At 71.4% G+C, this 25,105-nt stretch carries 23 protein-coding genes; 15 read left to right on the top strand and 8 right to left on the bottom strand.

Features of this window, described 5'->3' with window-relative positions:
- The 3 genes from ACFWB8_RS31420 to ACFWB8_RS31410 all read right to left on the bottom strand — a co-directional run.
- A partial coding sequence (locus ACFWB8_RS31420) for an NADH-quinone oxidoreductase subunit C (protein ID WP_385234703.1) occupies positions 1-648 on the bottom strand: 648 nt, incomplete at its 3' end.
- Positions 645-1,250 (bottom strand): NADH-quinone oxidoreductase subunit B, encoded by a 606-nt coding sequence (locus ACFWB8_RS31415; protein ID WP_385234700.1) that lies wholly within the window; start codon positions 1,248-1,250, stop codon positions 645-647. The genes ACFWB8_RS31420 and ACFWB8_RS31415, both read right to left, overlap by 4 nt.
- Positions 1,241-1,648, bottom strand: coding sequence for an NADH-quinone oxidoreductase subunit A (locus tag ACFWB8_RS31410; protein WP_385234697.1), 408 nt, complete (start codon positions 1,646-1,648; stop codon positions 1,241-1,243). The genes ACFWB8_RS31415 and ACFWB8_RS31410 overlap by 10 nt, the downstream gene beginning before the upstream one ends.
- Before the next feature lie 157 nt (positions 1,649-1,805).
- On the opposite strand from ACFWB8_RS31410, the gene ACFWB8_RS31405 reads away from it, so the two are divergent.
- The 8 genes from ACFWB8_RS31405 (at position 1,806) to ACFWB8_RS31370 (ending at position 12,414) form a co-directional block, all read left to right on the top strand.
- Entirely contained in the window at positions 1,806-3,008 is a 1,203-nt protein-coding gene (locus ACFWB8_RS31405) for a sensor histidine kinase (RefSeq protein ID WP_385234694.1), read from the top strand.
- A 318-nt stretch (positions 3,009-3,326) separates the two neighbouring features.
- Complete coding sequence (locus ACFWB8_RS31400) at positions 3,327-4,628, top strand: sensor histidine kinase (RefSeq protein WP_385234707.1); 1,302 nt, start codon at positions 3,327-3,329, stop codon at positions 4,626-4,628.
- 252 nt (positions 4,629-4,880) lie between these two features.
- Positions 4,881-5,540 (top strand): response regulator transcription factor, encoded by a 660-nt coding sequence (locus ACFWB8_RS31395; protein WP_361608429.1) that lies wholly within the window; start codon positions 4,881-4,883, stop codon positions 5,538-5,540.
- Positions 5,541-5,764: 224 nt separating this feature from the next.
- The gene (locus ACFWB8_RS31390) at positions 5,765-7,708 is read left to right on the top strand and encodes a 2-oxoacid:acceptor oxidoreductase subunit alpha (RefSeq protein WP_385234691.1); all 1,944 of its coding nucleotides are present in this window, start codon (positions 5,765-5,767) and stop codon (positions 7,706-7,708) included.
- Positions 7,701-8,786 carry a 2-oxoacid:ferredoxin oxidoreductase subunit beta gene (locus ACFWB8_RS31385; protein ID WP_385234688.1) on the top strand — a complete coding sequence of 362 codons (1,086 nt, stop codon included), beginning with the start codon at positions 7,701-7,703 and terminating at the stop codon, positions 8,784-8,786. Before ACFWB8_RS31390 ends, ACFWB8_RS31385 begins: the two co-directional genes overlap by 8 nt.
- A 172-nt stretch (positions 8,787-8,958) precedes the next feature.
- A complete protein-coding gene (locus tag ACFWB8_RS31380; protein WP_385234685.1) occupies positions 8,959-9,819 on the top strand; it encodes an SDR family oxidoreductase in 861 nt (286 codons plus the stop codon).
- A gap of 123 nt (positions 9,820-9,942) precedes the next feature.
- A complete protein-coding gene (gene rarD / locus ACFWB8_RS31375; protein WP_385234682.1) occupies positions 9,943-10,890 on the top strand; it encodes an EamA family transporter RarD in 948 nt (315 codons plus the stop codon).
- Positions 10,891-11,097: 207 nt separating this feature from the next.
- Positions 11,098-12,414 (top strand): M28 family metallopeptidase, encoded by a 1,317-nt coding sequence (locus ACFWB8_RS31370; RefSeq protein ID WP_385234679.1) that lies wholly within the window; start codon positions 11,098-11,100, stop codon positions 12,412-12,414.
- Here ACFWB8_RS31370 and ACFWB8_RS31365 read toward each other — a convergent pair.
- From ACFWB8_RS31365 to ACFWB8_RS31350, 4 genes are all read right to left on the bottom strand, one after another.
- Positions 12,411-12,827: a hypothetical protein gene (locus ACFWB8_RS31365; protein WP_385234677.1), complete on the bottom strand. Its 417-nt coding sequence runs from the start codon at positions 12,825-12,827 to the stop codon at positions 12,411-12,413. The two genes, ACFWB8_RS31370 and ACFWB8_RS31365, sit on opposite strands and share 4 nt — an antisense overlap.
- A complete protein-coding gene (locus ACFWB8_RS31360; RefSeq protein ID WP_251050317.1) occupies positions 12,824-13,027 on the bottom strand; it encodes a hypothetical protein in 204 nt (67 codons plus the stop codon). Before ACFWB8_RS31360 ends, ACFWB8_RS31365 begins: the two co-directional genes overlap by 4 nt.
- Before the next feature lie 108 nt (positions 13,028-13,135).
- Positions 13,136-14,350, bottom strand: a complete 1,215-nt coding sequence (locus tag ACFWB8_RS31355) for an outer membrane lipoprotein carrier protein LolA (RefSeq protein WP_385234674.1) — start codon at positions 14,348-14,350, stop codon at positions 13,136-13,138.
- A 223-nt stretch (positions 14,351-14,573) separates the two neighbouring features.
- On the bottom strand, positions 14,574-15,584 hold the full coding sequence (locus tag ACFWB8_RS31350) for a polyprenyl synthetase family protein (protein ID WP_385234671.1): 1,011 nt from the start codon (positions 15,582-15,584) through the stop codon (positions 14,574-14,576).
- A gap of 199 nt (positions 15,585-15,783) precedes the next feature.
- Between ACFWB8_RS31350 and ACFWB8_RS31345 the strand changes: the two genes are divergently transcribed.
- Positions 15,784-17,292 carry a peptide MFS transporter gene (locus ACFWB8_RS31345; RefSeq protein WP_385234668.1) on the top strand — a complete coding sequence of 503 codons (1,509 nt, stop codon included), beginning with the start codon at positions 15,784-15,786 and terminating at the stop codon, positions 17,290-17,292.
- 34 nt (positions 17,293-17,326) lie between these two features.
- Positions 17,327-19,348, top strand: a complete 2,022-nt coding sequence (locus ACFWB8_RS31340; protein ID WP_385234665.1) for a CocE/NonD family hydrolase — start codon at positions 17,327-17,329, stop codon at positions 19,346-19,348.
- Between the two features lie 78 nt (positions 19,349-19,426).
- Here the strand turns inward: ACFWB8_RS31340 and ACFWB8_RS31335 are convergent, their stop codons facing one another.
- Positions 19,427-20,233, bottom strand: coding sequence for a Cof-type HAD-IIB family hydrolase (locus ACFWB8_RS31335; protein WP_385234662.1), 807 nt, complete (start codon positions 20,231-20,233; stop codon positions 19,427-19,429).
- A gap of 306 nt (positions 20,234-20,539) precedes the next feature.
- Here ACFWB8_RS31335 and fahA point away from each other — a divergent pair, with 306 nt between their 5' ends.
- The 5 genes from fahA to ACFWB8_RS31310 all read left to right on the top strand — a co-directional run.
- Positions 20,540-21,763 carry a fumarylacetoacetase gene (gene fahA, locus ACFWB8_RS31330; RefSeq protein ID WP_385234659.1) on the top strand — a complete coding sequence of 408 codons (1,224 nt, stop codon included), beginning with the start codon at positions 20,540-20,542 and terminating at the stop codon, positions 21,761-21,763.
- Between the two features lie 150 nt (positions 21,764-21,913).
- On the top strand, positions 21,914-22,684 hold the full coding sequence (locus ACFWB8_RS31325) for a GntR family transcriptional regulator (protein ID WP_385234656.1): 771 nt from the start codon (positions 21,914-21,916) through the stop codon (positions 22,682-22,684).
- Positions 22,685-22,716: 32 nt separating this feature from the next.
- Positions 22,717-22,944 (top strand): ferredoxin family protein, encoded by a 228-nt coding sequence (locus ACFWB8_RS31320; RefSeq protein WP_385234653.1) that lies wholly within the window; start codon positions 22,717-22,719, stop codon positions 22,942-22,944.
- 14 nt (positions 22,945-22,958) lie between these two features.
- Entirely contained in the window at positions 22,959-24,311 is a 1,353-nt protein-coding gene (locus tag ACFWB8_RS31315; protein WP_385234650.1) for an ABC transporter substrate-binding protein, read from the top strand.
- A partial coding sequence (locus ACFWB8_RS31310; protein WP_385234647.1) for an ABC transporter permease occupies positions 24,308-25,105 on the top strand: 798 nt, incomplete at its 3' end. The genes ACFWB8_RS31315 and ACFWB8_RS31310, both read left to right, overlap by 4 nt.

Raw genomic sequence — 25,105 nt, 5'->3', positions numbered from 1 at the left:
GGTACGGCGGGCGGGCGCGGCGGCGCCGGCTGCGCGGGGGGTGCGGGCCGGGCGGGCGGGGGCCGGCGGGAGCTGGCCCTTCATCGGGCCCCAGTCGTTCGGGTCCGGGACGCCCGGCGGCAGCATCTGGCGGCGCTTCGGGCCCTCGGGGTCGGCGCCCTCGCCGGGCTCCTTGGCGCCCGGCCAGGCCTTGGCGACGCGCGCCGCGAGCACGAAGTCCTTGCGCAGCGGGTGGCCCTCGAAGTTCTCCGGGAGGAGGAGGGGAACGAGGTTCGGGTGCTCGGAGAAGACGACCCCGAACATCTCGAAGGTCTCGCGCTCGTGCCATTCCGCGCCCGCGTAGAGGGAGACGGCGGAGGGCAGCGAAGGCGCCGAGTGCGGGACCGTCGTCCGCAGGAGCAGGCGGCGCACGCGGTGGTTTTCGAGGGACACGACGTGCGCGCAGACGCGGAAACCGGTGCCCGGCTCGTCCACCGCGCTCAGCCAGTCGAAGTACGTGCAGCCCAGCTTGTCCCGGGCGATCTCCAGCGCCGGGATCCAGCTTCCGGCAGGCACGTCGACGGTGAGGACGCCGTAGGCGAAGGTGCCGACCGCTTCGGCGCCGAAGACGGCCGGGGCGCCGTCCGGGAGGGAGTCGTAGAGGTTCACGCGCCCGCCCCCGGGGTGGGCGGAGGGGTCACCAGGGCGCTCGTCAGCTGAGCCGGGGAAGCGGGCGCCGTCGCGTAGCGCTCCGCCAGGGACTCCCGGGCGATCTTCTCCTGGAGCTTGAGGATGCCCTGGAGCAGCGCCTCCGGGCGCGGCGGGCAGCCGGGGACGTAGACGTCGACCGGGATGATCTGGTCGACGCCCTTCGTCACCGAGTACGAGTCCCAGTACGGGCCGCCGCAGTTGGAGCACGCGCCGAAGGAGATGACGTACTTCGGCTCGGGCATCTGCTCGTAGAGGCGCTTGACGGCCGGGGCCATCTTGTCCGTCACCGTGCCCGAGACGATCATGAGGTCCGCCTGGCGGGGCCCCGGTGCGAAGGGGATGACACCCAGGCGGATGAAGTCGTGGCGCGCCATTGACGCGGCGATGAACTCGATCGCGCAGCAGGCGAGGCCGAAGTTGAAGACCCACAGGCTGTAGCGGCGGCCCCAGTTCAGGACCACCTTCATCGGCTCGGGGGCGAGGCGGGAGAGAACTCCCAGCCTCTTCGGCTCCGGGAGCAGCACGCCCTCGGTCGGTGGCACGGCCGGTGTCACGTCCATTCGAGGACGCCCTTCTTGTACGCATAGAGCAGGCCGACGGCCAGGAAGCCCAGGAAGATGAACATCTCCACCAGCGTCGTGGCGCCGTAACCGGCGGCGGCGAACACCGTCGCCCACGGGAACAGGAAGATCGAGTCGACGGCGAAGATGACGTAGAGGAAGGCGTAGACGTAGTAGCGGACCTGGGTGTGCGCCCAGCCCTCGCCGACCGGGTCCACGCCGCACTCGTACGTCAGGAGCTTCTCGGGGGTCGGGACCGAGGGGCGCAGCAGGCGGTTCGCGCTGAAGGCCACGGCCACGAAGAGCACACCGAGGACGGCCAGGAGGCCGACGACCGAATAACTCCGGAAGTAGTCCGCGGCGAGCACGGATACGGTCGATACCGTTGGGTCGGGCACGTCCGTTCCTCGCTTCTCGGCCACTGTCGACGATCAGGGTGATCTGGTACGGACGGGAGTCTAGGGCCTGGGCCCCGCGGGGTGGGGTTATCCCCCGTTTACCTCGACCTGACCACCCCATGGCATCGGCGTGGCGAAATTTGGCAGGCTGGGGCGCATGACCGCGAGCATTCAAGCCAGTCAGGCCGTCGGCGACGATCGGCCCCCTCCCGTACGCGCCGCCCTGAGTGCCGTGACCTGGAAGGAGATCGCTCATCTCTTGAGCAATCTCCCAGTGACTCTCGTCGGGTTTGTTTACACGATTGCCATGGTGTCGACCGCCGGCGGTCTTTCGGTCACCGCGATCGGCCTTCCGCTGCTCGCATGCGGCCTGTTCCTGTCTCGCCAGTTGGGACGTCTGGAGCGGGCGCGGGCCCGCGTGCTGCTCGGCGTGCGGGTGGAGGAGCCGACGCCGATCCCCGGCCCGCGGCGGACAGGCGGATTCTTCCCCTGGCTGTGGACGACCCTGAAGGACCCGGTGGCGTGGCGGACCGTGCTGTACGAGCTGGTGCGGCTGCCGTGGGGGGTGCTGACCTTCACCGTGGCGCTGGTCGGGCTGTTCGTGCTGTGGCCGGTGCTGCCGTACGTGGCGCGGGTGCTGACCAATGTGGACCGGGCGATGGTACGGGGCCTGCTGTCTCCGTCGGACGAGCTGGAACGGCGCATCGCCGAGCTGGAGTCCGGCCGCGGGGTGGTGGTCGACACGGCGGCGGCCGACCTGCGGCGCATCGAACGGGACCTGCACGACGGGGCGCAGGCACGGCTGGTGGCGCTGGCCATGGGCCTGGGCCTGGCGAAGGAGAAGCTGCTGGAGGACCCCGAGGGGGCGGCGGCGATGGTGGACGAGGCGCACGGCGAGGTGAAGCTGGCGCTGCAGGAGCTGCGGGACCTGGCGCGGGGGATCCACCCGGCGGTACTGACCGACCGGGGGCTGGATGCGGCGCTGTCGTCGGTGGCGTCGCGGTGCCTGGTGCCGGTGAAGGTGTCGGTGGACCTGCCGGCGCGGCCGGCGGAGGCGATCGAGGGGATCGCGTACTTCGTGGTGTCGGAGCTGCTGCAGAACGTGAGCAAGCACGCCGGGGCGCGGCTGGCCGCGGTGGAGGTGTGGCGGTCGGGGCCGCGGCTGTTGATCCGGGTGTCGGACGACGGGCGGGGCGGGGCGAGCACGGCGGCCGGGAGCGGGCTCGCGGGGCTGGGGGAACGGCTCGGGTCCGTGGACGGGCTGTTCGTGGTGGATTCCCCCGAGGGGGGCGGGACCACGGTCACGGCCGAGTTGCCGTGGCGCGACCGGGTTCCCGTGCGGGGGCCCGTGCGGGGCTGAACTGCCGGTCGAGCGGGACCCCCGTCCAGGGTTGGGCGGGGGTCCCGCCGTGTGCCCGGGGGCGGGCCGGCGCGGCTCCAAGACCTGGGGCTCCGCCCCGGACCCCGCGCCTCGAACTCCCCCAGACCCCGTCCGGGGGGACCCCCAGGCGGGGCTTGGCTGAGGCCGCCTGACTCCCGGACCCCCGCGGGCTGGGGTTGGCCGGTGGGGTTAACCCCCCTCCCGAGAGGCCGACGTGCCGCATGGATCGGGGCGGGGGCGGGCGGCAGGGTGGAGGGGTAGAGGGGTAGAGGGATGACGGAAGGGCAGGTCGGGATCATGGTCGGCAGCACGCGCACGGGCAGCGGCATCGGCAGGGTGTTGCGCGCCCCCGTCGAGGGGCGGGCCTGGCGGGAGTTCGGGTATCTGATGCTCGGACTGCCGCTCAGCACCCTGTACTTCTCCCTCGCCATCACCGGCATCAGCCTCGGCGCGGGCCTGCTGGTCACCTTCCTCGGGGTGCCGGTGCTCGCCGGAGTCCTCGCCATGTGCCGGGGGTTCGGGCGGCTGGAGCGGGCGCGGGCGCGCGGGCTGCTGCGCATCGACATCGCCGAGCCCGAGCCGATCCGGGCGAAGAAGGGCGGGGCGCTCGCCGCGATGGGGGCGCTGCTCAAGAGCGGCAGCGCCTGGCGGCACGTGCTGTACTCGGTGGTCCACTTCCCCTGGGCGGTGGCCAGCTTCTGCGTGGCGCTGGTGCTCTGGGCGTACGGGTGGGCGTGCCTCCTGTACCCGCTCTGGTTCTGGGTCTTCCCCGCCTTCACGGACCAGCCCGGGCTGCAGCTCTTCCAGGACGACGACCACGCGTACTTCCTGGACTCGCCCCTGGACATCACGCTGACCTGCCTCCTCGGGCTCGCGCTGACGCTCGCCACCCCGTGGGTGGTCCGGGCGCTCACCACCGCCGACCGGGTCCTGATCGCCGGGCTGCTCGGGCCGTCCCGGCTCGCGTACCGCGTCAGCGAGCTGGAGTCCGACCGGGGCGTGGTCGTCGACACCGCCGCCGCCGACCTGCGCCGCATCGAGCGGGACCTGCACGACGGGGCGCAGGCCCGGCTGGTGGCGCTGGCCATGGACCTGGGGCTGGCCAAGGAGAAGCTGACCGAGGACCCGAAGGCCGCCGCGCGGATGGTCGACGAGGCCCACGGGGAGGTGAAGATCGCCCTCCAGGAGCTGCGCGATCTGGCCCGCGGGATCCACCCGGCGGTGCTGACCGACCGGGGGCTGGACGCGGCACTGTCCGCGGTGGCCTCGCGGTGCGCGGTTCCGGTACGGGTGGCCGTGGATCTCCCGGCCCGGCCCGCGGCGGCGATCGAGGGGATCGCGTACTTCACCGTCTCGGAGCTGCTCCAGAACATCAGCAAGCACGCCCGGGCCCGTACGGCGAGCGTCGACGTGTGGACGTCGGGCGACCGGCTGCTGATCCAGGTCGCCGACGACGGCCGGGGCGGGGCGGACTCCGCGGCCGGCAGCGGGCTGGCCGGGCTCGCCGAGCGGCTCGACGCCGTGGACGGGGTGTTCGTCGTGGACTCCCCCGCCGACGGGGGTACCACCGTCACGGCCGAGCTCCCCTGGCGGGCGTGAGCGCCGGCCCGACCATCGGCGGGCCCACCGGCCCGACCACCGCCAAGGCCACGTGACGGTCCGAGAAGGCCCGGGGGCCCGACGTTCACTCCCGTGCCACGCCCGTCACCCGTCCGCTCCCGGAAACACGGCTCCGCGCCCATTCGTTGATCCGGCTCCGCCTTGATCCGGCCTTGAGGCTGGGATGCTTGGCTGAGTCAGCGAATTCGGGCACGAGCAAAATGCGGGAGCGGCAAAGTCGTGGAAGACAGGGTGCGGGTGGTCATCGCCGAGGATTCAGTGCTGCTGCGTGAGGGCCTGACCCGGTTGCTGACCGACCGGGGGCATGACGTCGTGGCAGGCGTCGGGGACGCGGAAGCCCTGCTCAAGACGGTGGCGGAGCTGGCGGCGGAGGATGCGCTGCCGGACGTGGTGGTGGCCGATGTACGGATGCCGCCGACGCACACCGATGAAGGCGTACGGGCCGCGGTGCGGCTACGGCGCGACTACCCCGGGATAGGGGTGCTCGTGCTGTCGCAGTACGTGGAGGAGCAGTACGCCACCGAACTTCTGGCCGGTTCCAGCACCGGGGTGGGGTACTTGCTCAAGGACCGGGTGGCCGAGGTGCGGGAGTTCCTGGACGCGGTCGTCCGCGTGGCCCGGGGCGGTACCGCCCTGGACCCCGAGGTCGTCGCCCAGCTCCTGGGCCGCAGCCGCAAGCAGGACGTGCTGGCGGGGCTGACCCCCCGCGAGCGCGAGGTGCTCGGGCTGATGGCCGAGGGCCGGACCAATTCCGCGGTGGCCAAGCAGCTGGTGGTCAGCGACGGAGCGGTGGAGAAGCACGTCAGCAACATTTTCATGAAGCTCGGCCTTTCACCCAGTGACGGGGATCACCGGCGCGTGCTGGCCGTCCTCACCTATCTAAGGTCTTGATCAACTGACACTCTGTCAGGTATGGCCGGATGCAGCCCCCCGCGTCACGCGGGGATCTGCGTCCGGCCGGCACCTGGGCTCGGAATATTTTGCGCACGGCACGACATCTCTCGGACAGACCGTCTCAGAGGACGGTCCAGAACATGAGCGCCCCAGGGAAGGAAAACCTTCCGACGTAGGGTTGGCCTTGGGAGCGGCTCACGCCTCGAAGGAGGTCCAGTTCAGTGACCAGCCAGGTCAGTAGCCCAGCCGAGCAATCCGGCGGGGCCGAAGAGGCCGTGGTCGGCGAGCAGCGGACGCCCCCGGGTCCGGGTGGCAAGGAAGTGCGCCGCCTCGACCGGGTGATCATCCGCTTCGCGGGTGACTCGGGTGACGGCATGCAGCTCACCGGTGACCGCTTCACCTCGGAAACGGCTTCGTTCGGCAACGACCTCTCCACGCTCCCGAACTTCCCCGCCGAGATCCGGGCGCCCGCCGGCACCCTGCCGGGCGTCTCCTCGTTCCAGCTGCACTTCGCCGACCACGACATCCTGACGCCGGGCGACGCCCCGAACGTCCTGGTGGCCATGAATCCGGCGGCCCTCAAGGCGAACCTCGGGGACGTTCCGCGCGGCGCGGAGATCATCGTCAACACCGATGAGTTCACCAAGCGCCCGATGGCCAAGGTCGGCTACGAGACCTCGCCGCTGGAGGACGGCACCCTGGCGGCGTACAACCTCCACCCGGTGCCGCTGACCACGCTCACCGTGGAGGCGCTGAAGGACTTCGGGCTCCCCCGCAAGGAGGCCGAGCGCAGCAAGAACATGTTCGCCCTGGGGCTGCTGTCCTGGATGTACCACCGCCCCACCGAGGGCACCGAGAGCTTCCTGCGGCAGAAGTTCGCGAAGAAGCCCGAGATCGCCGAGGCGAACGTCGCCGCCTTCCGGGCCGGCTGGAACTTCGGCGAGACCACCGAGGACTTCGCCGTCTCCTACGAGGTGGCCCCGGCCACCTCGTCCTTCCCGACCGGCACCTACCGCAACATCTCCGGGAACCTGGCCCTCTCCTACGGCCTGATCGCGGCGGGCCGGCAGGCCGATCTGCCGCTCTACCTGGGCTCGTACCCGATCACCCCGGCCTCGGACATCCTGCACGAGCTGAGCAAGCACAAGAACTTCGGCGTACGGACCTTCCAGGCCGAGGACGAGATCGCCGGCATCGGCGCGGCGCTGGGCGCGGCCTTCGGCGGCGCGCTCGGCGTGACGACCACTTCCGGCCCCGGCGTGGCGCTCAAGTCCGAGACGATCGGGCTGGCGGTCTCGCTGGAGCTGCCGCTGCTCATCGTGGACATCCAGCGCGGCGGCCCCTCCACCGGCCTGCCGACCAAGACCGAGCAGGCCGACCTGCTCCAGGCGATGTACGGGCGCAACGGCGAGGCGCCGGTGCCGATCGTGGCCCCGCGGACCCCGGCGGACTGCTTCGACGCCGCGCTCGACGCGGCCCGGATCGCGCTGACCTACCGGACCCCGGTGTTCCTGCTGTCCGACGGGTACCTCGCCAACGGCTCCGAGCCCTGGCGGATCCCGGACGTCGCGGACCTTCCGGACCTCAAGGTTGCGTTCGCCACCGCCGCGAACCACGAGCTCGCGGACGGCACCGAGGTCTTCTGGCCGTACAAGCGCGACCCGCAGACCCTGGCACGCCCCTGGGCGGTCCCGGGCACGCCGGGCCTGGAGCACCGCATCGGCGGCATCGAGAAGCAGGACGGCACGGGCAACATCTCCTACGACCCGGCCAACCACGACTTCATGGTCCGCACCCGCCAGGCCAAGATCGACGGCATCGAGGTGCCCGACGTGGACGTGGACGACCCGGACCAGGCCCGGACCCTCGTGCTCGGCTGGGGCTCGACGTACGGACCGATCACCGCGGCCGTACGCCGGCTGCGCCTCGACGGCGCAGCGATCGCGCAGGCGCACCTGCGTCACCTGAACCCCTTCCCGAGGAATCTCGGCGAGGTTCTGAAGCGTTACGACAAGGTAGTGGTGCCGGAGATGAACCTTGGGCAGCTGGCCACCCTGATCCGGGCGAAGTACCTGGTCGACGCACAGTCGTACAACCAGGTCAATGGAATGCCGTTCAAGGCCGAACAGCTCGCCACGGTCCTCAAGGAGGCCATCAATGACTGACCTCGCGAGTCTGCCCGGGGTGGAAGCCGAGCCCACGCTGCTGTCGCTGGTGCCGAAGGCCGCGGCCAAGCAGTCCATGAAGGACTTCAAGTCCGACCAGGAGGTCCGCTGGTGCCCGGGCTGCGGCGATTACGCCGTGCTCGCCGCCGTACAGGGCTTCATGCCCGAGCTGGGGCTGGCGAAGGAGAACATCGTCTTCGTCTCCGGCATCGGCTGCTCCTCGCGCTTCCCGTACTACATGAACACGTACGGCATGCACTCGATCCACGGGCGCGCCCCGGCCATCGCCACGGGCCTGGCCACCTCCCGGCGGGACCTGTCGGTCTGGGTGGTCACCGGGGACGGCGACGCGCTCTCCATCGGCGGAAACCACCTGATCCACGCCCTGCGCCGGAACGTCAACCTCAAGATCCTGCTGTTCAACAACCGGATCTACGGGCTGACCAAGGGGCAGTACTCCCCCACCTCCGAGGTCGGCAAGATCACCAAGTCGACGCCGATGGGCTCGCTCGACGCGCCCTTCAACCCGGTGTCGCTGGCGCTCGGCGCGGAGGCCTCCTTCGTGGCCCGCACGGTGGACTCGGACCGCAAGCACCTCACCGAGGTGCTGCGGCAGGCCGCCGACCACCAGGGCACGGCGCTGGTGGAGATCTACCAGAACTGCAACATCTTCAACGACGGGGCCTTCGAGGTCCTGAAGGACAACGACCTGGCGCAGGAGGCCGTGATCCGGCTGGAGCACGGGCAGCCGATCCGCTTCGGCGTGGACGGCGCCAAGGGCGTCGTGCGCAACCCGGACACGGGGGACCTGGAGGTCGTCGTGGTCACCCCGGAGAACGAGTCGCGGGTGCTGGTCCACGACGCCGCCGCGGCGAGTCCGACGACCGCGTTCGCGCTGTCCCGGCTGGCCGACCCCGACACCCTGCACCACACCCCCATCGGAGTGCTGCGCAGTGTGGAGCGGCCGGTCTACGACACGCTCATGGCCGAGCAGCTGGACAAGGCCGTGGACCGCAGCGGCAAGGGCGACCTCAGCACGCTGCTGACCGGGAACGACACCTGGACCGTCGTCGGCTGAGAGCCGCCCCGGGGAACTGCCCGAACAACTGCCCGAGGAATCGCCCGTCGAATCGCCCGAGGCCCGGATCTCGCGAGAGGTCCGGGCCTCGGCGCTCACACGAACGATGCGAACACTTTCAAAAAGTTAGCGCTTACCGTAGGGTGGTGGCATCCCACCAAGGAGAGCCATCATGAGCATCGTCGTCACCGCAGCCACCGGAGCCCTCGGCCGCCTCGTCGTCGAAGAGCTGCTGGAGCGCGTCCCCGCCGACCGCGTCGCCGTCGTCGTACGTGACGCCGACAAGGCCGCCGACCTCGCCGGACGCGGCATCGAGCTGCGCGTCGCCGACTACGGCGACCCCGCGAGCCTGGCCGGCGCCTTCCGGGCCGGCGACCGGGTGCTGCTGATCTCCGGCAACGAGATCGGGCGCCGCGTGGCCCAGCACACCGCCGTGATCGAGGCCGCGGTCGCCGCGGGCGTGGCGCAGCTCGCGTACACCGGGATCCTCGGCGGCCCCGAGGCCGACTTCGACCTGGCCGCGGAGCACCGGGCCACCGAGCAGGTGATCCTCGACTCCGGGCTCCCGTACACCTTCCTGCGCAACGGCTGGTACCACGAGAACTACACCCGCGACCTCGCCACCGTCCTGGAGCACGGTGCGGTCCTGGGCAGCGCGGGCGAGGGCCGGGTCGCCTCGGCGGCGCGCGCCGACTACGCGGCCGCCGCGGCCGTGGTGCTGACCGGCGAGGGGCACCTCGGCCGGGTGTACGAGCTCTCCGGGGACACCGCCTGGAGCCTGGCGGAGTACGCGGCCGAGGTCGCGGAGCAGTCGGGCAAGGAGGTGGCGTACACCGAGCTGCCCCCGCAGGCGCACCTGGAGGTGCTGACCGGCGCCGGGGTCCCCGAGGCCTTCGCGGCGATCATCGTGGACGTGGACGCGGCCATCGGGCGCGGCCGGCTGGGCTCCACCACCGGCGACCTGGCCCGCCTGATCGGGCGGCCGACGACCCCGGTGTCCCGGGCGATCACCACCGCACTCGGCGCCTCGTAGTCGATCACACGGCGGGCCCGGCCCCCACTCGATGTCATGAGTATCTCCTTGAGACAGTCATGACTTCCGACCCGTTCGGCGCTACCGTCGTCAGGTTGGCTCAAAGTCGTAGTGGAGGCCCGCGTGAAGGCAGAGAACGAGCAGCGCACGGGTTTGCTCTACGGATTGGGCGCATACGGGATCTGGGGGCTGGTCCCCCTGTTCTGGCCGCTACTCAGACCCTCCGGGGCCATCGAGATCCTCGCCCACCGCATGGTGTGGTCCGTGGTCGTGGTCGGCCTGGCGCTGCTCGCCCTGCGCCGCTGGAGCTGGATGGCGGAATTGCTGCGCCAGCCCCGCAAGCTCGCCCTGACCGCGCTCGCCTCCGTGCTGATCGCAGTGAACTGGGGCACGTACATCTGGGCCGTCAACAACGGCGCCGTCGTCGAGGCGAGCCTCGGCTACTTCATCACCCCCCTGGTCAGCATCGGTCTCGGCGTGCTCGTGTTCGGCGAGCGGCTGCGCCGCGTCCAGTGGGCGGCGGCGGGCATCGGCCTCGCCGCCGTACTGGTCCTGGCCATCGCGTACGGGCGCCCGCCGTGGCTCTCCCTGGTCCTGGCCGGCACCTTCGCGCTGTACGGGATGCTCAAGAAGAAGATCAACCTCGGCGGGCTGGAGTCCCTGACCGCCGAGACCGTGCTGCTGTTCCTGCCCGCCCTCGGCTATCTGGTGTGGCTGGCCGCACGCGGCGAGTCCACCTTCGCCTCGCAGGGCACCGGGCACTCCCTGCTGCTCGCCGCGACCGGCCTGATCACCGCCATCCCGCTGGTGCTCTTCGGGGCGGCCGCGATCCGGGTCCCGCTGTCCACGCTGGGGCTGCTGCAGTACATGGCCCCGATGTTCCAGTTCGGGCTCGGCGTCGTGTACTTCCACGAGGCCATGCCGCCCGCCCGCTGGGCCGGCTTCTCGCTGGTCTGGGCGGCGCTGGCGATCCTCACCTGGGAGGCGCTGCGCACGGCGCGGCGGTCCCGGGCCGTGCGGCCGGCCGCGGCGCCCGCCACGGCGGTGGCGCCGGCCCGCGAGCCCGCGTAACAGCGCACCTCTCGCACACACGATCCCCGCTATGCAACACCCGTAGCGGGGATCGTCCGTTTTCCGAACTCGCCTGACCGAAAAGCGGTCTTGACTGACAGTCATCTTTTCGTTGAACATCAGGCTCGCACTGACGCACGCATGCTCACCCGCCCTACCCCGCACGTTTCCGTTCACATCCCCAGTACGGAATCCCGGAGCCCCCACATGAGCCTGTCCGTCTCCCGGCGTCTCGCCGCCGTGGCCGCGATCGCGGTCACCGGCCTGTTCGCCGCGTCCTCTCCCGCCGCCCTCGCCGCCCCGGCGGCGGTCACCGCGGCGCCGACCCCTCCCGACATACCCGTCGCCAACGTCAAGGCGCACCTGGCACAGCTCCAGACCATCGCCACCAACAACGGCGGCAACCGCGCCCACGGCAAGCCCGGCTACAAGGCCTCGATCGACTACGTGAAGGCCAAGCTGGACGCGGCCGGCTTCACGACCACGCTGCAGACCTTCACCTCCAGCGGCGCGACCGGCTACAACCTGATCGCCGACTGGCCCGGCGGCGACCCGAACTCGGTCCTGATGACCGGCGCGCACCTGGACTCGGTGAACGCGGGCCCGGGCATCAACGACAACGGCTCCGGCTCGGCCGGCATCCTGGAGACCGCGCTGGCCGTCTCCCGATCGGGCCTGCAGCCCACCAAACACCTGCGCTTCGGCTGGTGGGGCGCCGAGGAACTCGGCATGGTCGGGTCGAAGTACTACATCAACAACCTGCCGGCCGCCGAGAAGGCGAAGATCTCCGGCTACCTGAACTTCGACATGATCGGCTCGCCGAACCCGGGCTACTTCGTCTACGACGACGACCCGACCATCGAGCAGACCTTCAAGACGTTCTTCGCGGGGATCAGCGTCCCGACGGAGATCGAGACCGAGGGTGACGGCCGCTCCGACCACGCCCCGTTCAAGAACGCGGGCATCCCGGTGGGCGGACTGTTCTCCGGCGCCGACTACACCAAGACGGCGGCCCAGGCCCAGAAGTGGGGCGGCACCTCCGGCCAGGCGTTCGACCGCTGCTACCACGCCTCCTGCGACACCTCGGCGAACATCAACGACACCGCCCTGGACCGCAATTCCGACGCCATCGCGTACTCGATCTGGACCCTGGGCGCGGCCACCACGGTGCCGCCCGGCCCGTCCTTCGAGAACACGGCGGACGTCAGCATCCCGGACTCCCCCGCCGCCGCGGTGACCTCGCCGATCACGGCCTCCGGCGTCACGGGCAACGCCCCGGCCACCACCAAGGTCGACGTGAACATCGTCCACACCTACCGCGGCGACCTGGTCATCGACCTGATCGCCCCGGACGGCACGGCGTACCGGCTGAAGAACTCCAGCTCGGACTCCGCGGACAACCTGGTGACCACGTACACGGTCAACGCGTCGAGCGAGGTCGCCAACGGCGTCTGGAAGCTCCAGGTCAAGGACGTGGCCGCACAGGACGTCGGCTACATCAACAGCTGGAAGATCACCTTCTAGGACGGCGGCGCGGGCGAGAGCGGCGAGGCGTGCTGCGGGTCCCGCATACGGGCCCGCAGCTCCTCGGCGACCGCCGCGACATCGGCCCGTCCCAGCTTCGCCGCCTCCACCAGGTCGCCGAGCTCCTCCGGCGTGGGCAGCTGTTCCGCCCCGGCGACGCGCAGGTACGAGCGGGTCGCGGCGGCCGCGTAGAACTCGTTCATCGGGGACTCCAGCGCCGGGCACACCGCGAGCGTGTGCAAAAACGCGGCGGCCCGCCACGCGGTGTCCGGGGCGGGCTGTTCGGGCACCAGGACGAGGTCGTTCTGGTGCCGGGCGACGGCGGCGGCCACCCCGGAGGGGTCCCACACGGCGGGATCCGACGGCAGATGGTGGGCCAGAGCGGTCCAGGCCCACTCCATGGTGATCTTCAATTCCCGAACCGCTCCTGGAAGTAGCCCCAGTGGTCGGCGAATTCGTCGATGCCGGACAGGAAGCTCTTCCGGTCCTCGTCCAGTTCGCGTTCCGTGACTTCGGTGATCAGCGCGGTGACCGTCGTCCCCAGCGCCGCCGCACGCGCCTTCAGGCGTTCGTGGAACTCTTCGTCCAGGCGGATGGTGACGTGTCTCGACATGCTTTTCACGGTACAGCGGGGCCGCTGTACGCAGGAGGGGAACGGCGCAAGGGTGGGCAGGGACACAGTCCCCGCCCACCCTTTCGACCTTCGCGTCGCCCGTCGGCGTTACTTGTTGGCGTCGGCCGCCTTCACCAGCGCGTCCTTGGTGACCGCGCCGACGTAGACCTTGCCGTCGTCCGTGATCAGGGCGTTGACCAGGCGGGTCTTGAAGACCCGGCCCTCGCCGAACTTCCCGGAGACCTTGTCCCCGAGGGCGTCGAGGAACTGCTTGGCCTCCTTCGGGGCGTCCTTGTCGTTCTCGAGGTCCTTGAGGTTCTTCTGCGCGCCGGTCTCGATCCGGGCGATGCTCGCCCAGCCCTCGCCGAGCACCTTCGTCTCGCCCTTGCCGCCCGCGCCGCCGGTCAGGCCGCTCAGGCCCGGGATCGAGTCCAGGGCACCCAGGCCGTGGTCCCCCTTGCCGTGGCCGCCCGCGCCGCCCTCGTTGACCTTGGCCCCCTTGGGCGGGGTGAAGGCGAAGGAGTCGGCGGCCGGCTTGGCGAAGTCCACCTTCGTGAAGCCGGCGTCCACGATCGGCTTGCCGCCCTCGGTGGACAGCAGCTGCACGCGCAGCGGCACTCCGTTCTTGGCGTCGACGGCGATCTTGACCGAGGAGACCGTCGAGCCGCTCGCCTTCGGCTTCAGCACGAGCTGGTAGGCGTCCCGCCCGGCCACCTGCGCGGTGTCGCCGACGCTGATCTCGGTGGTGGGCCCGGCGGCCTTCAGGACCTCCTGGGCCATCTCCTGGGGCGAGGTGGCGAGCCGGTCGGCCGTCTTGTGCTCGTCGCCGCCCTTGCCGCCCTTGCCGTCCTTGGCGCCGCCCGCGTTCTTCTCGTGGAAGACCTCGTTCGACTTGGAGTCGTATCCCCAGACGTCGTCGCCGTTGTGGATGAGGCTGTACTCGTCCTTGCCGTCCAGGAACGTGAGCTTCTGACGGTCCGGACCGTCGGCGGCCACCCGGAAGGTGTGCGTGCCGTTCGCCAGCTGCGCGATCTTGTCCTCCGGGTCGGCCGAGCCCCCGGCGATGCCCGAGCCGCCGAGCAGGCCGGTCGCCAGTTTCGGCAGGCCCAGGTCGGTGCTGATCCTGGCGCTGCCGGACAGCTGCTGGACTTCGGAGGCGGCGACCTTCTCGATGAGCTGCTGGGCCGTCACCGACGGCAGGTCCGGGCCCCCGGTGTTCGCGAAGGCGGGAACCATCGCGATGGCTCCTGCGGCTACGCCGAACACCGCGACCGGTACGGCGTACCGTGCGGCCTTGCGGGAAGTCTTCGCGTTCGCTGCCATGTCAGTGCCCTGCCCTCTGTGTCCACGGTGGCGTCCCGGGTGTCGCGCCACACTCACTCGATCCGGTGGGGTTGATGACTCCATCTGACCAAATCGGGGACTTCGGGGCGTCACTCCCCGGCATCAACTGTGTGTACGACCGTGGGATGACATGGAAAGGGCCCTTCTCCCCCGACCCGTAGGGGTCACCGGGGCGGAAGGGCCCGTTCCGCTGCCAGAGGTCCTATCCGGCGCGGTGCACCACCGCGTCGCACAGCTCTTCCAGGGCCGACTTCGCGAAGCACTCCGGCAGCGGTGCCAGCGTGGCCCGCGCCTCCTGCGCGTAGCGGATGGTGTCCTGGCGGGCCTGCTCCAGCGCGGGGTGCACCCGCAGCCGCGACAGCACCTCGGCGTGCCGGACGTCGTCCGTGAGGTCGCCGTCCAGGAGCCGTACGAGGTCCAGGTCGTCCGGGTTGCCGTCGCGGGCCGCCATCTCGCGCAGCCGCAGTACCGGCAGCGTGGGGATGCCCTCGCGCAGGTCGGTGCCCGGGGTCTTGCCGGACTCGTGCGAGCCGGAAGCGATGTCGAGGACGTCGTCGGCCAGCTGGAAGGCGAGGCCGAGGCGCTCCCCGTACTGGGTGAGGACGTCCACGACCATCTCGTCGGCGCCGGACATCAGCGCGCCGAAGCGGCAGGAGACGGCGACCAGCGAACTGGTCTTGCCGGCCATGACGTCCAGGTAGTGCGCGACGGGGTCGCGGCCGTCGCGCGGACCGGCCGTCTCCAGGATCTGGCCCGTCACCAGCCGCTCGAAGGCCTCGGCCTGGATGCGGACGGCCTCGGGCCCGAGGTCCGCCAGGATGTGCGAGGCACGGGCGAACAGGAAGTCACCCGTCAGGACGGCCACGGAGTTGCCCCAACGGGCGTTCGCGCTGTCCACGCCGCGGCGCACGTCCGCCTCGTCCATGACGTCGTCGTGGTAGAGCGTCGCCAGGTGCGTGAGCTCCACGACGACGGCGGAGGGGACGATCCCGGGCGCGTAGGGATCGCCGAATCGGGAGGCGAGCATCACCAGGAGCGGCCGGAACCGCTTGCCTCCGGCGCGCACCAGGTGCTGTGCGGCCTCGGTGATGAAGGGGACTTCGCTCTTGGTGGCTTCCAGCAGACCCGCCTCGACGGCGGCCAGTCCGGCCTGGACATCGGTCTCAAGAGCCTGGTCCCGCACGCTCAGTCCGAACGGCCCGACGACGGTCACGAGGGGTACTCCTGTCTGCTGACGATCACGTTGACGATCACATGGATTGTCGATGTGTCGCTGCCATCACTCAAGCCAGCGTATCCGGTCTGTTTTCGATCACCCAGAGCGCCTGCCCGGTCGCCGCACACGCACTGACCGTTCCGTACCGGTATGTTCGTGAGGAGCCGAAACAACCGGAGAGTACGTTTTGTCCAGAATGACGACCGCCGTAGGAGAACCTGGCGATCCGGAGGCGGACCAGCCGCCGGCCCGCGACGACCACGCCTTCCTCGGGCACCCCAGGGGCCTCGCCACCCTGTCGGGGCTGGAGGTCTGGGAGCGCTTCTCGTTCCTGGGCATGCAGGCCATCCTCGTCCTCTACTTCGCGGACACGGTGGCCAATGGCGGCCTGGGGATGGACCCGGGCACCGCGGCCTCCGTCTCGGCGGCATACGGGACCATGGTCTACCTCGTCTCCGTCGCCGGCGGGTGGCTCGCCGACCGGATCCTCGGTTCGTACCGCGCCGTCCTGTGGGGCGGCATCCTGATCGCCTGCGGACACTACGCCATGGCCGTGCCCACCGCCGCCATGACCTGGGCGGGCCTCGGCCTGATCAGCGCGGGCACCGGCCTGCTCAAGCCGAACGTGGCCAGCATGGTCGGCAAGCTGTACCGGACGGACGACGAACGGCGCGACGCCGGCTTCGCGCTCTACTACATGGCCATCAACATCGGCGCCTTCGCCGGACCGCTGGTCACCGGCTGGCTCGGCGAGCACGAGGGCTGGCACTGGGGCTTCTCCGCCGCCGCCATCGGCATGACCGCGGGCCTGATCCAGTACGTCGTCGGGCGCCGCCACCTGGCCGGACGCAAGCACTCCGCCGAGTTCGCGCTCGCGCCCGACGCGATGCGCGCCGCCGTCTGGAAGATCGCCGGCGGGTTCCTCGCCGTCGCCGCGCTCGCCACCCTGCTGGCGGGCCTCGGCTGGCTGACCATGGGCCGCTTCGTGGACCTGCTCACCCTGATCGCGGTGATCGCCCCGGTCGTCTACTTCGCCGTCATGTTCCGCAGCTCCCAGGTCAGCGCCGAGGAGCGCGGGCGGCTGCGCCCGTACGTCGTCCTCTTCCTGGCCTCGGTCGCCTTCAACTTCATCCTCTTCCAGGCGTACTCGACGATGATGCTGCTCGCGTCGACGAACGCCCGGACCGAGATCCTGGGCTTCCACTTCCCGGTCGGCTGGTACGCCTCGGCGCTCGGCGCCTTCGAGGTGGCGCTCGCGCCGGTCGTGGCCGCGCTCTGGGTCCGGATGGGCCGCCGCCAGCCGCACGTCTCGAACAAGATCGCCATCGGTGTGGTCCTGGGCGGCCTGTCCTTCCTGCTCATGGTCATCCCGACCTCGGGCCACGGCGGGGACACCTACCAGATGGCCGCCTGGTGGATCGTCGGCTCGTACCTGCTGCTCGGACTGGGCGACGTCCTGCTGCAGACCTCCGGCATGTCGGCCACCACCAAACTCGCCCCCAAGGCCTACAGCAGCCAGACCATGGCCCTGTGGTTCCTGTCCCTGGCGCTCGCCAACGGCATCCAGGCGCAGGTCGTCAAGCTCTACGGCGAGGTCTCCAACCCCGTCTACTTCGGCGTCAACGGCTCCATCGCGGTCGTGGTCGGCCTGGCCGTGATGGCCCTGGCACCCTGGCTGCGGCGCACGATGCACCCCGTCCACTGAGGCTGCGGCCGAGGCGATTGGTGGCTGAACACCGATGATCATCCGTACCGACTTCCCGTACGAGACCACCCACGAGGACGTCCGGATCCGGCTCCGCGACGGGGTCGAGCTGTACGCCCGGATCTGGCGCCCGGTGACGGCCGAACCCGTTCCGGCGCTGCTGGAGTACCTCCCGTACCGACTCACCGACTGGACCGCGCCGCGGGACTGGCAGCGCCACCCCTGGTACGCGGGGCACGGCTACGCCTCGGTACGGGTCGACGTGCGCGGCCACGGCTGCAGCGGCGGGCTCCCGGGCGACGAGTACGACGCGCAGGAGCTCGCCGACGGGGTCGCGGTGGTGGAGTGGCTGGCGGCCCAGCCCTGGTGCACGGGCTCGGTGGGGATGTTCGGGATCTCGTGGGGCGGCTTCAACAGCCTCCAGATCGCGGCGCTCGCCCCCGAGCCGCTCAAGGCCGTGGTCACCGTCTGCTCCACGGACGACCGGTACGACAACGACGTGCACTACATGGGCGGCTCGGTGCTGGCCGTGGACATGCACGCGTGGGCCGCGACCATGCTCGCCTTCGCCGCGCGCCCGCCGGACCCGCTGTTCGTGGGCGACGGCTGGCGGGCGCAGTGGCTGGACCGGCTGGAATCGCTCGAACCCCTCGTCCACACCTGGCTCTCGCACCAGACGCGCGACGGCTACTGGCGCCACGGCAGCGTCTGCGAGGACTACACCGCGATCGGCGCGGCGGTCCTCGCGGTGGGCGGCTGGCACGACCCGTACCGCGACACCGTGCTGCGGCTCGTCGAGCACCTGCCTGCCGGGCGGGTACGGGGGCTGATCGGGCCGTGGTCGCACCAGTACCCGGACCGCGGGCTGCCGCCGGGCCCGGCGATCGGCTTCCTCCAGGAGACGCTGCGCTGGTGGGACCACTGGCTCAAGGGCGCCGACAACGGGGTGATGGACGAGCCGCTGCTGCGCTCCTGGATCAGCGAGTCCCATCCGCCGGCGACGGTGTACCCGGAGCTCGCGGGCCGCTGGGTGGGTGACACGGCGTGGCCGTCGCCGGCCGTGGAGGCGGTCTCCTACGCCCTCCAGGGCGCGCCGGTGGTCGTGGCGTCCCCGCAGCACACGGGGCTGGACGCGGGCCGGTTCTTCCCCTTCGGCAACGACGCGGACCTGCCGCCGGACCAGCGGGAGGAGGACGCGAAGTCGGCGTGCTTCGAGTTCCCCGTCGGGGGCGGGCCGGGCGCGGCGCCGGTGGAGATCCTCGGCCGGCCGCGGGTCACCGTACGGATCCGGCTGGACGTCCCGTACGGCCAGGTGGTGGCGCGGCTGTGCGACGTGGCGCCCGACGGGTCCTCGACGCTGGTCACGCGGGGCGCGCTGAACCTCTCCGCCCGGCAAGGGCGGGACAAGGCGGTGCCGTGGCAGACGGGCGCGTACGAGGACGTGACCTTCGAACTGAACGGCATCGGTCACGCGTTCGCGCCGGGGCACCGGATCCGGCTGGCCCTCTCCTCGGCCTACTGGCCGTGGATCTGGCCGCGGGCCGGGTCCGAGGCGGGCTGGACCCTGGAGCCGGCGGGCAGCTCGCTGGAGCTCCCGGTACGGGATGCGGGCTCGCCCGCGGCGTACGGGGAGGAGGTCCTCTTCGAGGCACCGGAGCAGTCGGAGCCGCTGGGGGTGGTCTACCCGGCGACGCTGGACGAGCCGCGGCCGGAGCGGCTGGTCGTACGGGACGTGGCGCGCGGGAGCTGGCGGCTGGAGGTGGACCCGCGGTACGGGGGCACCCGGGTGTACCCGGACGGGCTCGAGTACAGCGAGGACGCGGAGGAGGTCTACGAGATCCAGGAGGCCGACCCGCTGTCGGCCCGGACCCGGTCGGACTGGCGGATCCGGCTGCACCGGCCGGAGCTGGGCTGGGACGTGCGGGTCGAGACGCGGTCGGAGATCCGTTGCGACGAGGGCGGCTTCGTCACGTCGAACGAGGTGGTGTGCCGGGAGGGTGACGAGGTGGTCTTCCACCGCACGTGGGAGCGCCGCCTGCCGCGCGCGGCGGGCTGAGCCGGGGTTCGCGGCGCGGCCCCACTGCCGGGGCTCCGTCCCAGGCCCCGGGGGCGGAGCCCCCGCGAGCCCGCGCCGCTACGCGAACAGCCGCTCCAGCACCACCGCGATGCCGTCGGCTTCGTTCGACAGCGTGACCTCGTCCGCGACGGCGACCAGCTCGCGGTGCGCGTTGGCCATGGCCACCCCGTGCGCGGCCCACGCGAACATCGGGATGTCGTTCGGCATGTCCCCGAAGGCGATGGTCGAGGAGGCGGCCACCCCGAGAACGTCCGCGGCCCGCGCGAGCCCGCTCGCCTTGTCGATGCCCGGTGGCTGGAGTTCCACCGTGTGCTCCCCCGCCATCGTGACGTTCACCAGGTCACCGACGACCGACCGGGCGACCCGGGTCAGTTCGTCGTCGTCCAGTTCGGGGTGCTGGAGCAGGACCTTGTTGATCGGCGCCGCCCACAGGTCGGCCCGCCGCCGCACCCGGACCGTCGGCAGGTGCGGGTGCCACATCCGGTAGCCCGGCCCCATCAGCATCTCCGCGTCCACGCCCTCCTGGTTCACCGCCGCGTAGACCTCGCCGATCTCCGCCTCGATCTTCCCCAGCGCGACGTCCGCCAGCTCCCGGTCCAGGGACACGGAGTGCAGCAGGCGCCTGCGCGCCGTGTCGTACACCTGCGCGCCCTGTCCGCACACCGCGAGCCCGGTGTAGCCGAGGCCGTCGAGGACGTGGCGGACCTGCGGGACCGGGCGGCCGGTGACGATGATGTGCCGGGCGCCGGCCGCGCGGGCCGTCGCGAGCGCCGTGTGGGAGCGGGCCGAGACGGTGTCTCCGGCGCGCAGCAGAGTCCCGTCCAGGTCAGTGGCGATCAAGTCATAGGGGAGGGCGGAAGTCACGGCGTCAAGGATACGGACCCTCTTGGACAAGTCCTACAAATATGGCCCGAATCCGGCCTCACGCATGCCTCACCCACCACTTGATGCACTCCTGGATCTGAAGCCGACCATAGGACCCCGCCTCGCCGGCCCATGCCAAAAGATCAGATATGACCGGAACTGGGCATATCTGGCCGGGCGCGACCTCACGGGTGTGTTTCATCTCCGCCCGGGGGCCCGCGCTTTCGCCGGGGAACCTGGGTAGCGTGTGCCGCACCGTGTCTTCCGGGCCACCCCCGGACCGCATCGAAAGCGAGGCCGCACCCCATGCCCCAGCAGAGCCCCCTCGATGTACCCGAGGGCGACCCGTTCGGGCCGCACAACCTCCCATACGGCGTCTTCTCCACCAGCGGGGACGGCCGCCGCCGGATCGGTGTACGGATCGGCGGACACGTGCTCGACGCCGGTGCGACCGCGGCCGCGCTCGGTTCCCCGTACGCCGCGCTGCTCGGCCACGGCTCCCTCAACCCGCTGCTCGCCGCCGGCCGCACCGCCTGGCGCGACGTGCGCCGCGCGCTGACCGCCTGGGTCACCGACCCCGGCCACCGGCCCGCCGTGGAGCCGCACCTGCTGCCGCTGGACGAGGTCGAGCTGCACCTGCCGTACGAGGTCGCCGACTACGTCGACTTCTACGCGAGCGAGAACCACGCCACCAACGTCGGCCGGATCTTCCGCCCGGACGGCGACGCGCTGACGCCCAACTGGAAGCACCTGCCGATCGGTTACCACGGCCGCGCCGGCACGATCGTGGTCTCGGGCACCGACGTCGTACGCCCCTCCGGGCAGCGCAAGGCCCCCACCGACCCGGCGCCCGTCTTCGGCCCGTCGGTCAAGCTCGATATCGAGGCCGAGGTCGGCTTCGTCGTCGGCGCCCCCTCCGAGCTGGGCCGCCCGGTGGCGCTGGGCGATTTCGAGGACCACGTCTTCGGCCTGTTCCTGCTCAACGACTGGTCCGCGCGCGACATCCAGGCCTGGGAGTACGTGCCGCTGGGCCCCTTCCTCGGCAAGTCCTTCGCCACCTCCGTCTCCGCCTGGGTCACCCCGCTGGAGGCCCTGGACGCCGCCCGGGTCGCCCCGCCGGCCCGCGACTTCCCGCTCCTGCCGTACCTGGACGACGCGGACGCCGACCGCCCCGGCGGCTTCGACCTGCGCATCACCGTCTCGATCAACGGGCAGGAGGTGGCCCGGCCGCCGTTCGCGTCGATGTACTGGACCGCCGCCCAGCAGCTGGCGCACATGACCGTCAACGGCGCCTCCCTGCGCACCGGCGACGTCTACGGCTCCGGCACCGTCAGCGGCCCGGACGCCGACCAGCGCGGCTCGCTGCTGGAGCTCACCTGGAACGGCCGCGACGCCATCGAACTCGCCGACGGCAAGCGCACCTTCCTGGAGGACGGGGACACCGTCACCCTGACCGCCTGGGCCCCGGGCGCCGCGGGCACCCGCGTCGGCCTCGGCGAGGTCACCGGCCGCATCGTGGGCACCCGCTAGTCCGCCCTTCGGGACAGCCGGTCCCGGCGGGGTGGCGGATCTTGCCACCACCCCGCCGAAACCGCAGGTCAAAGCCCTGCGACTGAGCCACCCGGTGGCGCAACACTGCGGCAACACCACCGGCGCCGCCCCCTCGGTATGTTCCGTGCCATGCCAGCCGAACGCACCGCCACGCACACCGTCCCGGTCGCCGCCGCGCGCCGGCGGCGGCTGCGCGCGGACCAGGCACGGCAGCTCGCCGACCTGCTGCGCCACCAGATCCTGGCGGGCGCCTACCCCGGCGGGGTCCTGCCCCTGGAAGACACCCTCGCCGCCGACTACGGCGCCGGCCGCAACACCGTCCGCCAGGCCCTCGACCTGCTGCGCGGCGAGCGGCTCGTCGAACGCCGGCCGGGCGTCGGCACCGTCGTCGTCTGCGAGAAGTACCCGCACGGCCTGGACCGCCTCCAGGGCCTGGCCGAAACCCTCCACGAGCACGGCCGGGTGACCAACGAGGTCCGCACGGTCGGCCCCGTCCGCGCACCGGCCCCGGTAGCGGCCCGGCTGCGCCTGCCCGAGCACGCCGACGTGCTCTACATCGAACGGCTGCGCCGCCTGGGCGGCCTGCCGCTCTCGCTCGACCTCACCTACGTCCCCCTGGACATCGGCGCCGAGCTGCTCGGCTGCGACCTGGAGAACACCGACGTCTTTCGGCTGCTGGAGTCCCTGACCGGGCAGCCCCTCGGCCACGCCGAGATCACCCTCGAAGCCGTCAACGCCGACGCGCACTCCGCCGCCGTCCTGCAGGCCCCGCGCGGGGCCGCCGTACTGATGCTGGAGCGCCTCACCCACCTGGGCGACGGCCGGCCCGTGGACCTGGAGTTCATCCGCTTCCGCGGCGACCGGATCACCATGAGCGGCCTGCTGCGCCGCTCCCTCTGAGCCCCTGCTCACCCCCTTTCCTGGAGACAGCCATGCCTGTGGTCCCCCAGCGCGGCGACGTGCCCGTGACCATCGACGAGTCCCTGTGCATCGAGGGCTGCACCCTCTGCGTCGACATGTGTCCGCTCGACTCGCTCGCGATCCGCGAGGACAACGGCAAGGCGTACATGCACGTTGACGAGTGCTGGTACTGCGGCCCGTGCGCCGCCCGCTGTCCCACCGGCGCGGTGACCGTCAACATGCCCTACCTGCTCCGGTGAAAGGCCCGAACCCCATGCGTACGCGTACCAAGGCAGTCGCACCCGCCCTCGCCCTGCTCCTCGCCCCGCTGGCCACCGCGTGTGGCGGCGACGCGTCCGGGGCCTCGGGGCCCAGGACGGTCACCGTGACCGTCGGCTACCAGTCCAAGACCATCAACACCGTCACCGCGGGCACCCTGCTGCGCTCCCTCGGATACTTCGAACAGGAGCTCGCGGCGCGCGGCAAGCAGGACGGGATCACCTACAAGGTCGACTGGCAGGACTACGCCACCGGCGCCCCGATCACCGCCCAGATGACCGCCGGGAAAGTGGACATCGGTTCGATGGGCGACTTCCCGCTGCTGATCAACGCGGCGCGAGGCAAGGAACTGAAACAGCCCACCCGCCTGGTCGCCGTGACCGGCTACAACCTGCGCGGCGGCCTCAACACCGTGGTCACCGCACCCGGCTCGAAGCTGGAGTCCCTCGCCGACCTGCGCGGCAAGAAGGTCTCCACCTCGGTCGGCTCCGCCGCGGACGGCACCCTCGTACGGGCCCTGCAGCGCGCCGGCATCGACCCCGGGTCAGGCATCCAGAAGCTCAACCAGCAGCCCAGCGTCGGCGCTTCGGCACTCCAGGCGGGCAGCGCCGACGCGCTGTCGCAGTTCGTGGCGTGGCCGGGCCAACTCGCCTACGAGGGACGGGCCAAGGCCCTGTACGACGGCGCCGAGCTGAACCTGCCGACCTTCCACGGGGTCACGGTGCGGGAGAAGTTCGGGCGCGAGCGGCCGGGCGTACTGGAGGACTTCCTGCGGGCGCAGCGCAAGGCGACCGACCACCTGCGCACCGAGCCGGTCGCCGCGGCCGAGTCCGTCGCCAAGGAGACGGGGCTGCCGCCCGAGGTGGTGTACCTGTACAACGGCGCGAACGGCATCGCGACCTTCGACCCGGCGCTGCGGCCCGAGCTGATCGACGCGCTGAAACAGGACGTACCGGTGCTGAAGGACGCGAAGCTCGTCGGGGACATGGACGTGGACGCCTTCGTGGACCCCGAGCCCCTGAAGCGGGCGACGGCCGGCGGCCCCGAGTACCCGAAGGCCGCCGCGCCCCGCGCCGAGTTGTGGCTGCGCGGCCAGAGCCGCACGCAGAGCTTCGACTCCCCGCGCGAGCTCCTCAAGGCCGCCCGGGGCGCGGACGTCCGCGCCGCCTACGTGCCGGACGCGGTGACCGGGACCCTCTGGTTCGCGGACAAGGCCGTCTGGGTGGCCGAGGGCGCCGAGCTGCGCGCCTTCGTCACCCCCGCGGGCGCCACGGCGTACGTCGGGCAGCACCAGGGCGGCGGGGCGCGCATCGTGAGCTTCGCCGAGGCCGGAGCGCTGGTGCCGTGACGGCCGGCCGCTGGCTGCTGCGGGCGGCTTCGCTCGGCGCGGCGCTCCTGCTGTGGCAGGCGCTGACCTCGCTGGACGTGAACCTGTGGCTGCGCTTCGAGCAGTTTCCGACGGTGGGCGAGGTGGCGGCGGAGTTCGCCGAACGGGCCGGCACCGGGCCCTATTGGCAGGACCTGGCCTTCAGCCTGCGCCGGATCGTGGCGGGCTTCGCGCTCGCCGCCGTCCTCGGCGTGGCCGTGGGCACGACGGTGGCCCGGTCACGGATCGCGGACGATCTGCTGGGCCCGCTGCTGGAGGTGCTGCGTCCGATCCCGGCCATCGCGCTGGTCCCGGTCGCGATCCTGCTGTTCCCGTCCAACGAGCAGGGGATCGTGTTCATCACCTGCACCGCCGCCTTCTTCCCGGTGCTGGTCTCGACGCGGCACGCGGTGCGGGCGCTGACGCCGGTGTGGGAGGAGGCGGTCCTGACGATGGGCGGCGGGCGGACGCGGATCCTGTTCTCCGTGATCCTGCCCGGGGCCCTGCCCGGCATCTTCGGGGGTCTGTCCGTCGGCATCGGGGTGGCCTGGATCTGCGTGATCTCGGCCGAGATGATCTCCGGCGAGTACGGGGTCGGCTACCGGACCTGGCAGGACTACACGGTGGTCGACTACCCCGCCGTCTTCGTCGGCATGGCCACCATCGGCGCACTGGGCTGGCTGACGTCCACCGCTGTGGAGCGCGCGGGCCGCCGCCTGACGCGCTGGCTCCCGTCCCGCGGCGCCGCGGCCCCGCCGGCCCGGCCGGTGCGCGGC

It is taken from the genome of Streptomyces sp. NPDC060031 (assembly GCF_042736805.1).
Lineage (GTDB): Bacteria > Actinomycetota > Actinomycetes > Streptomycetales > Streptomycetaceae > Streptomyces.
This window is presented reverse-complemented; position numbering and strand designations above follow the sequence as displayed.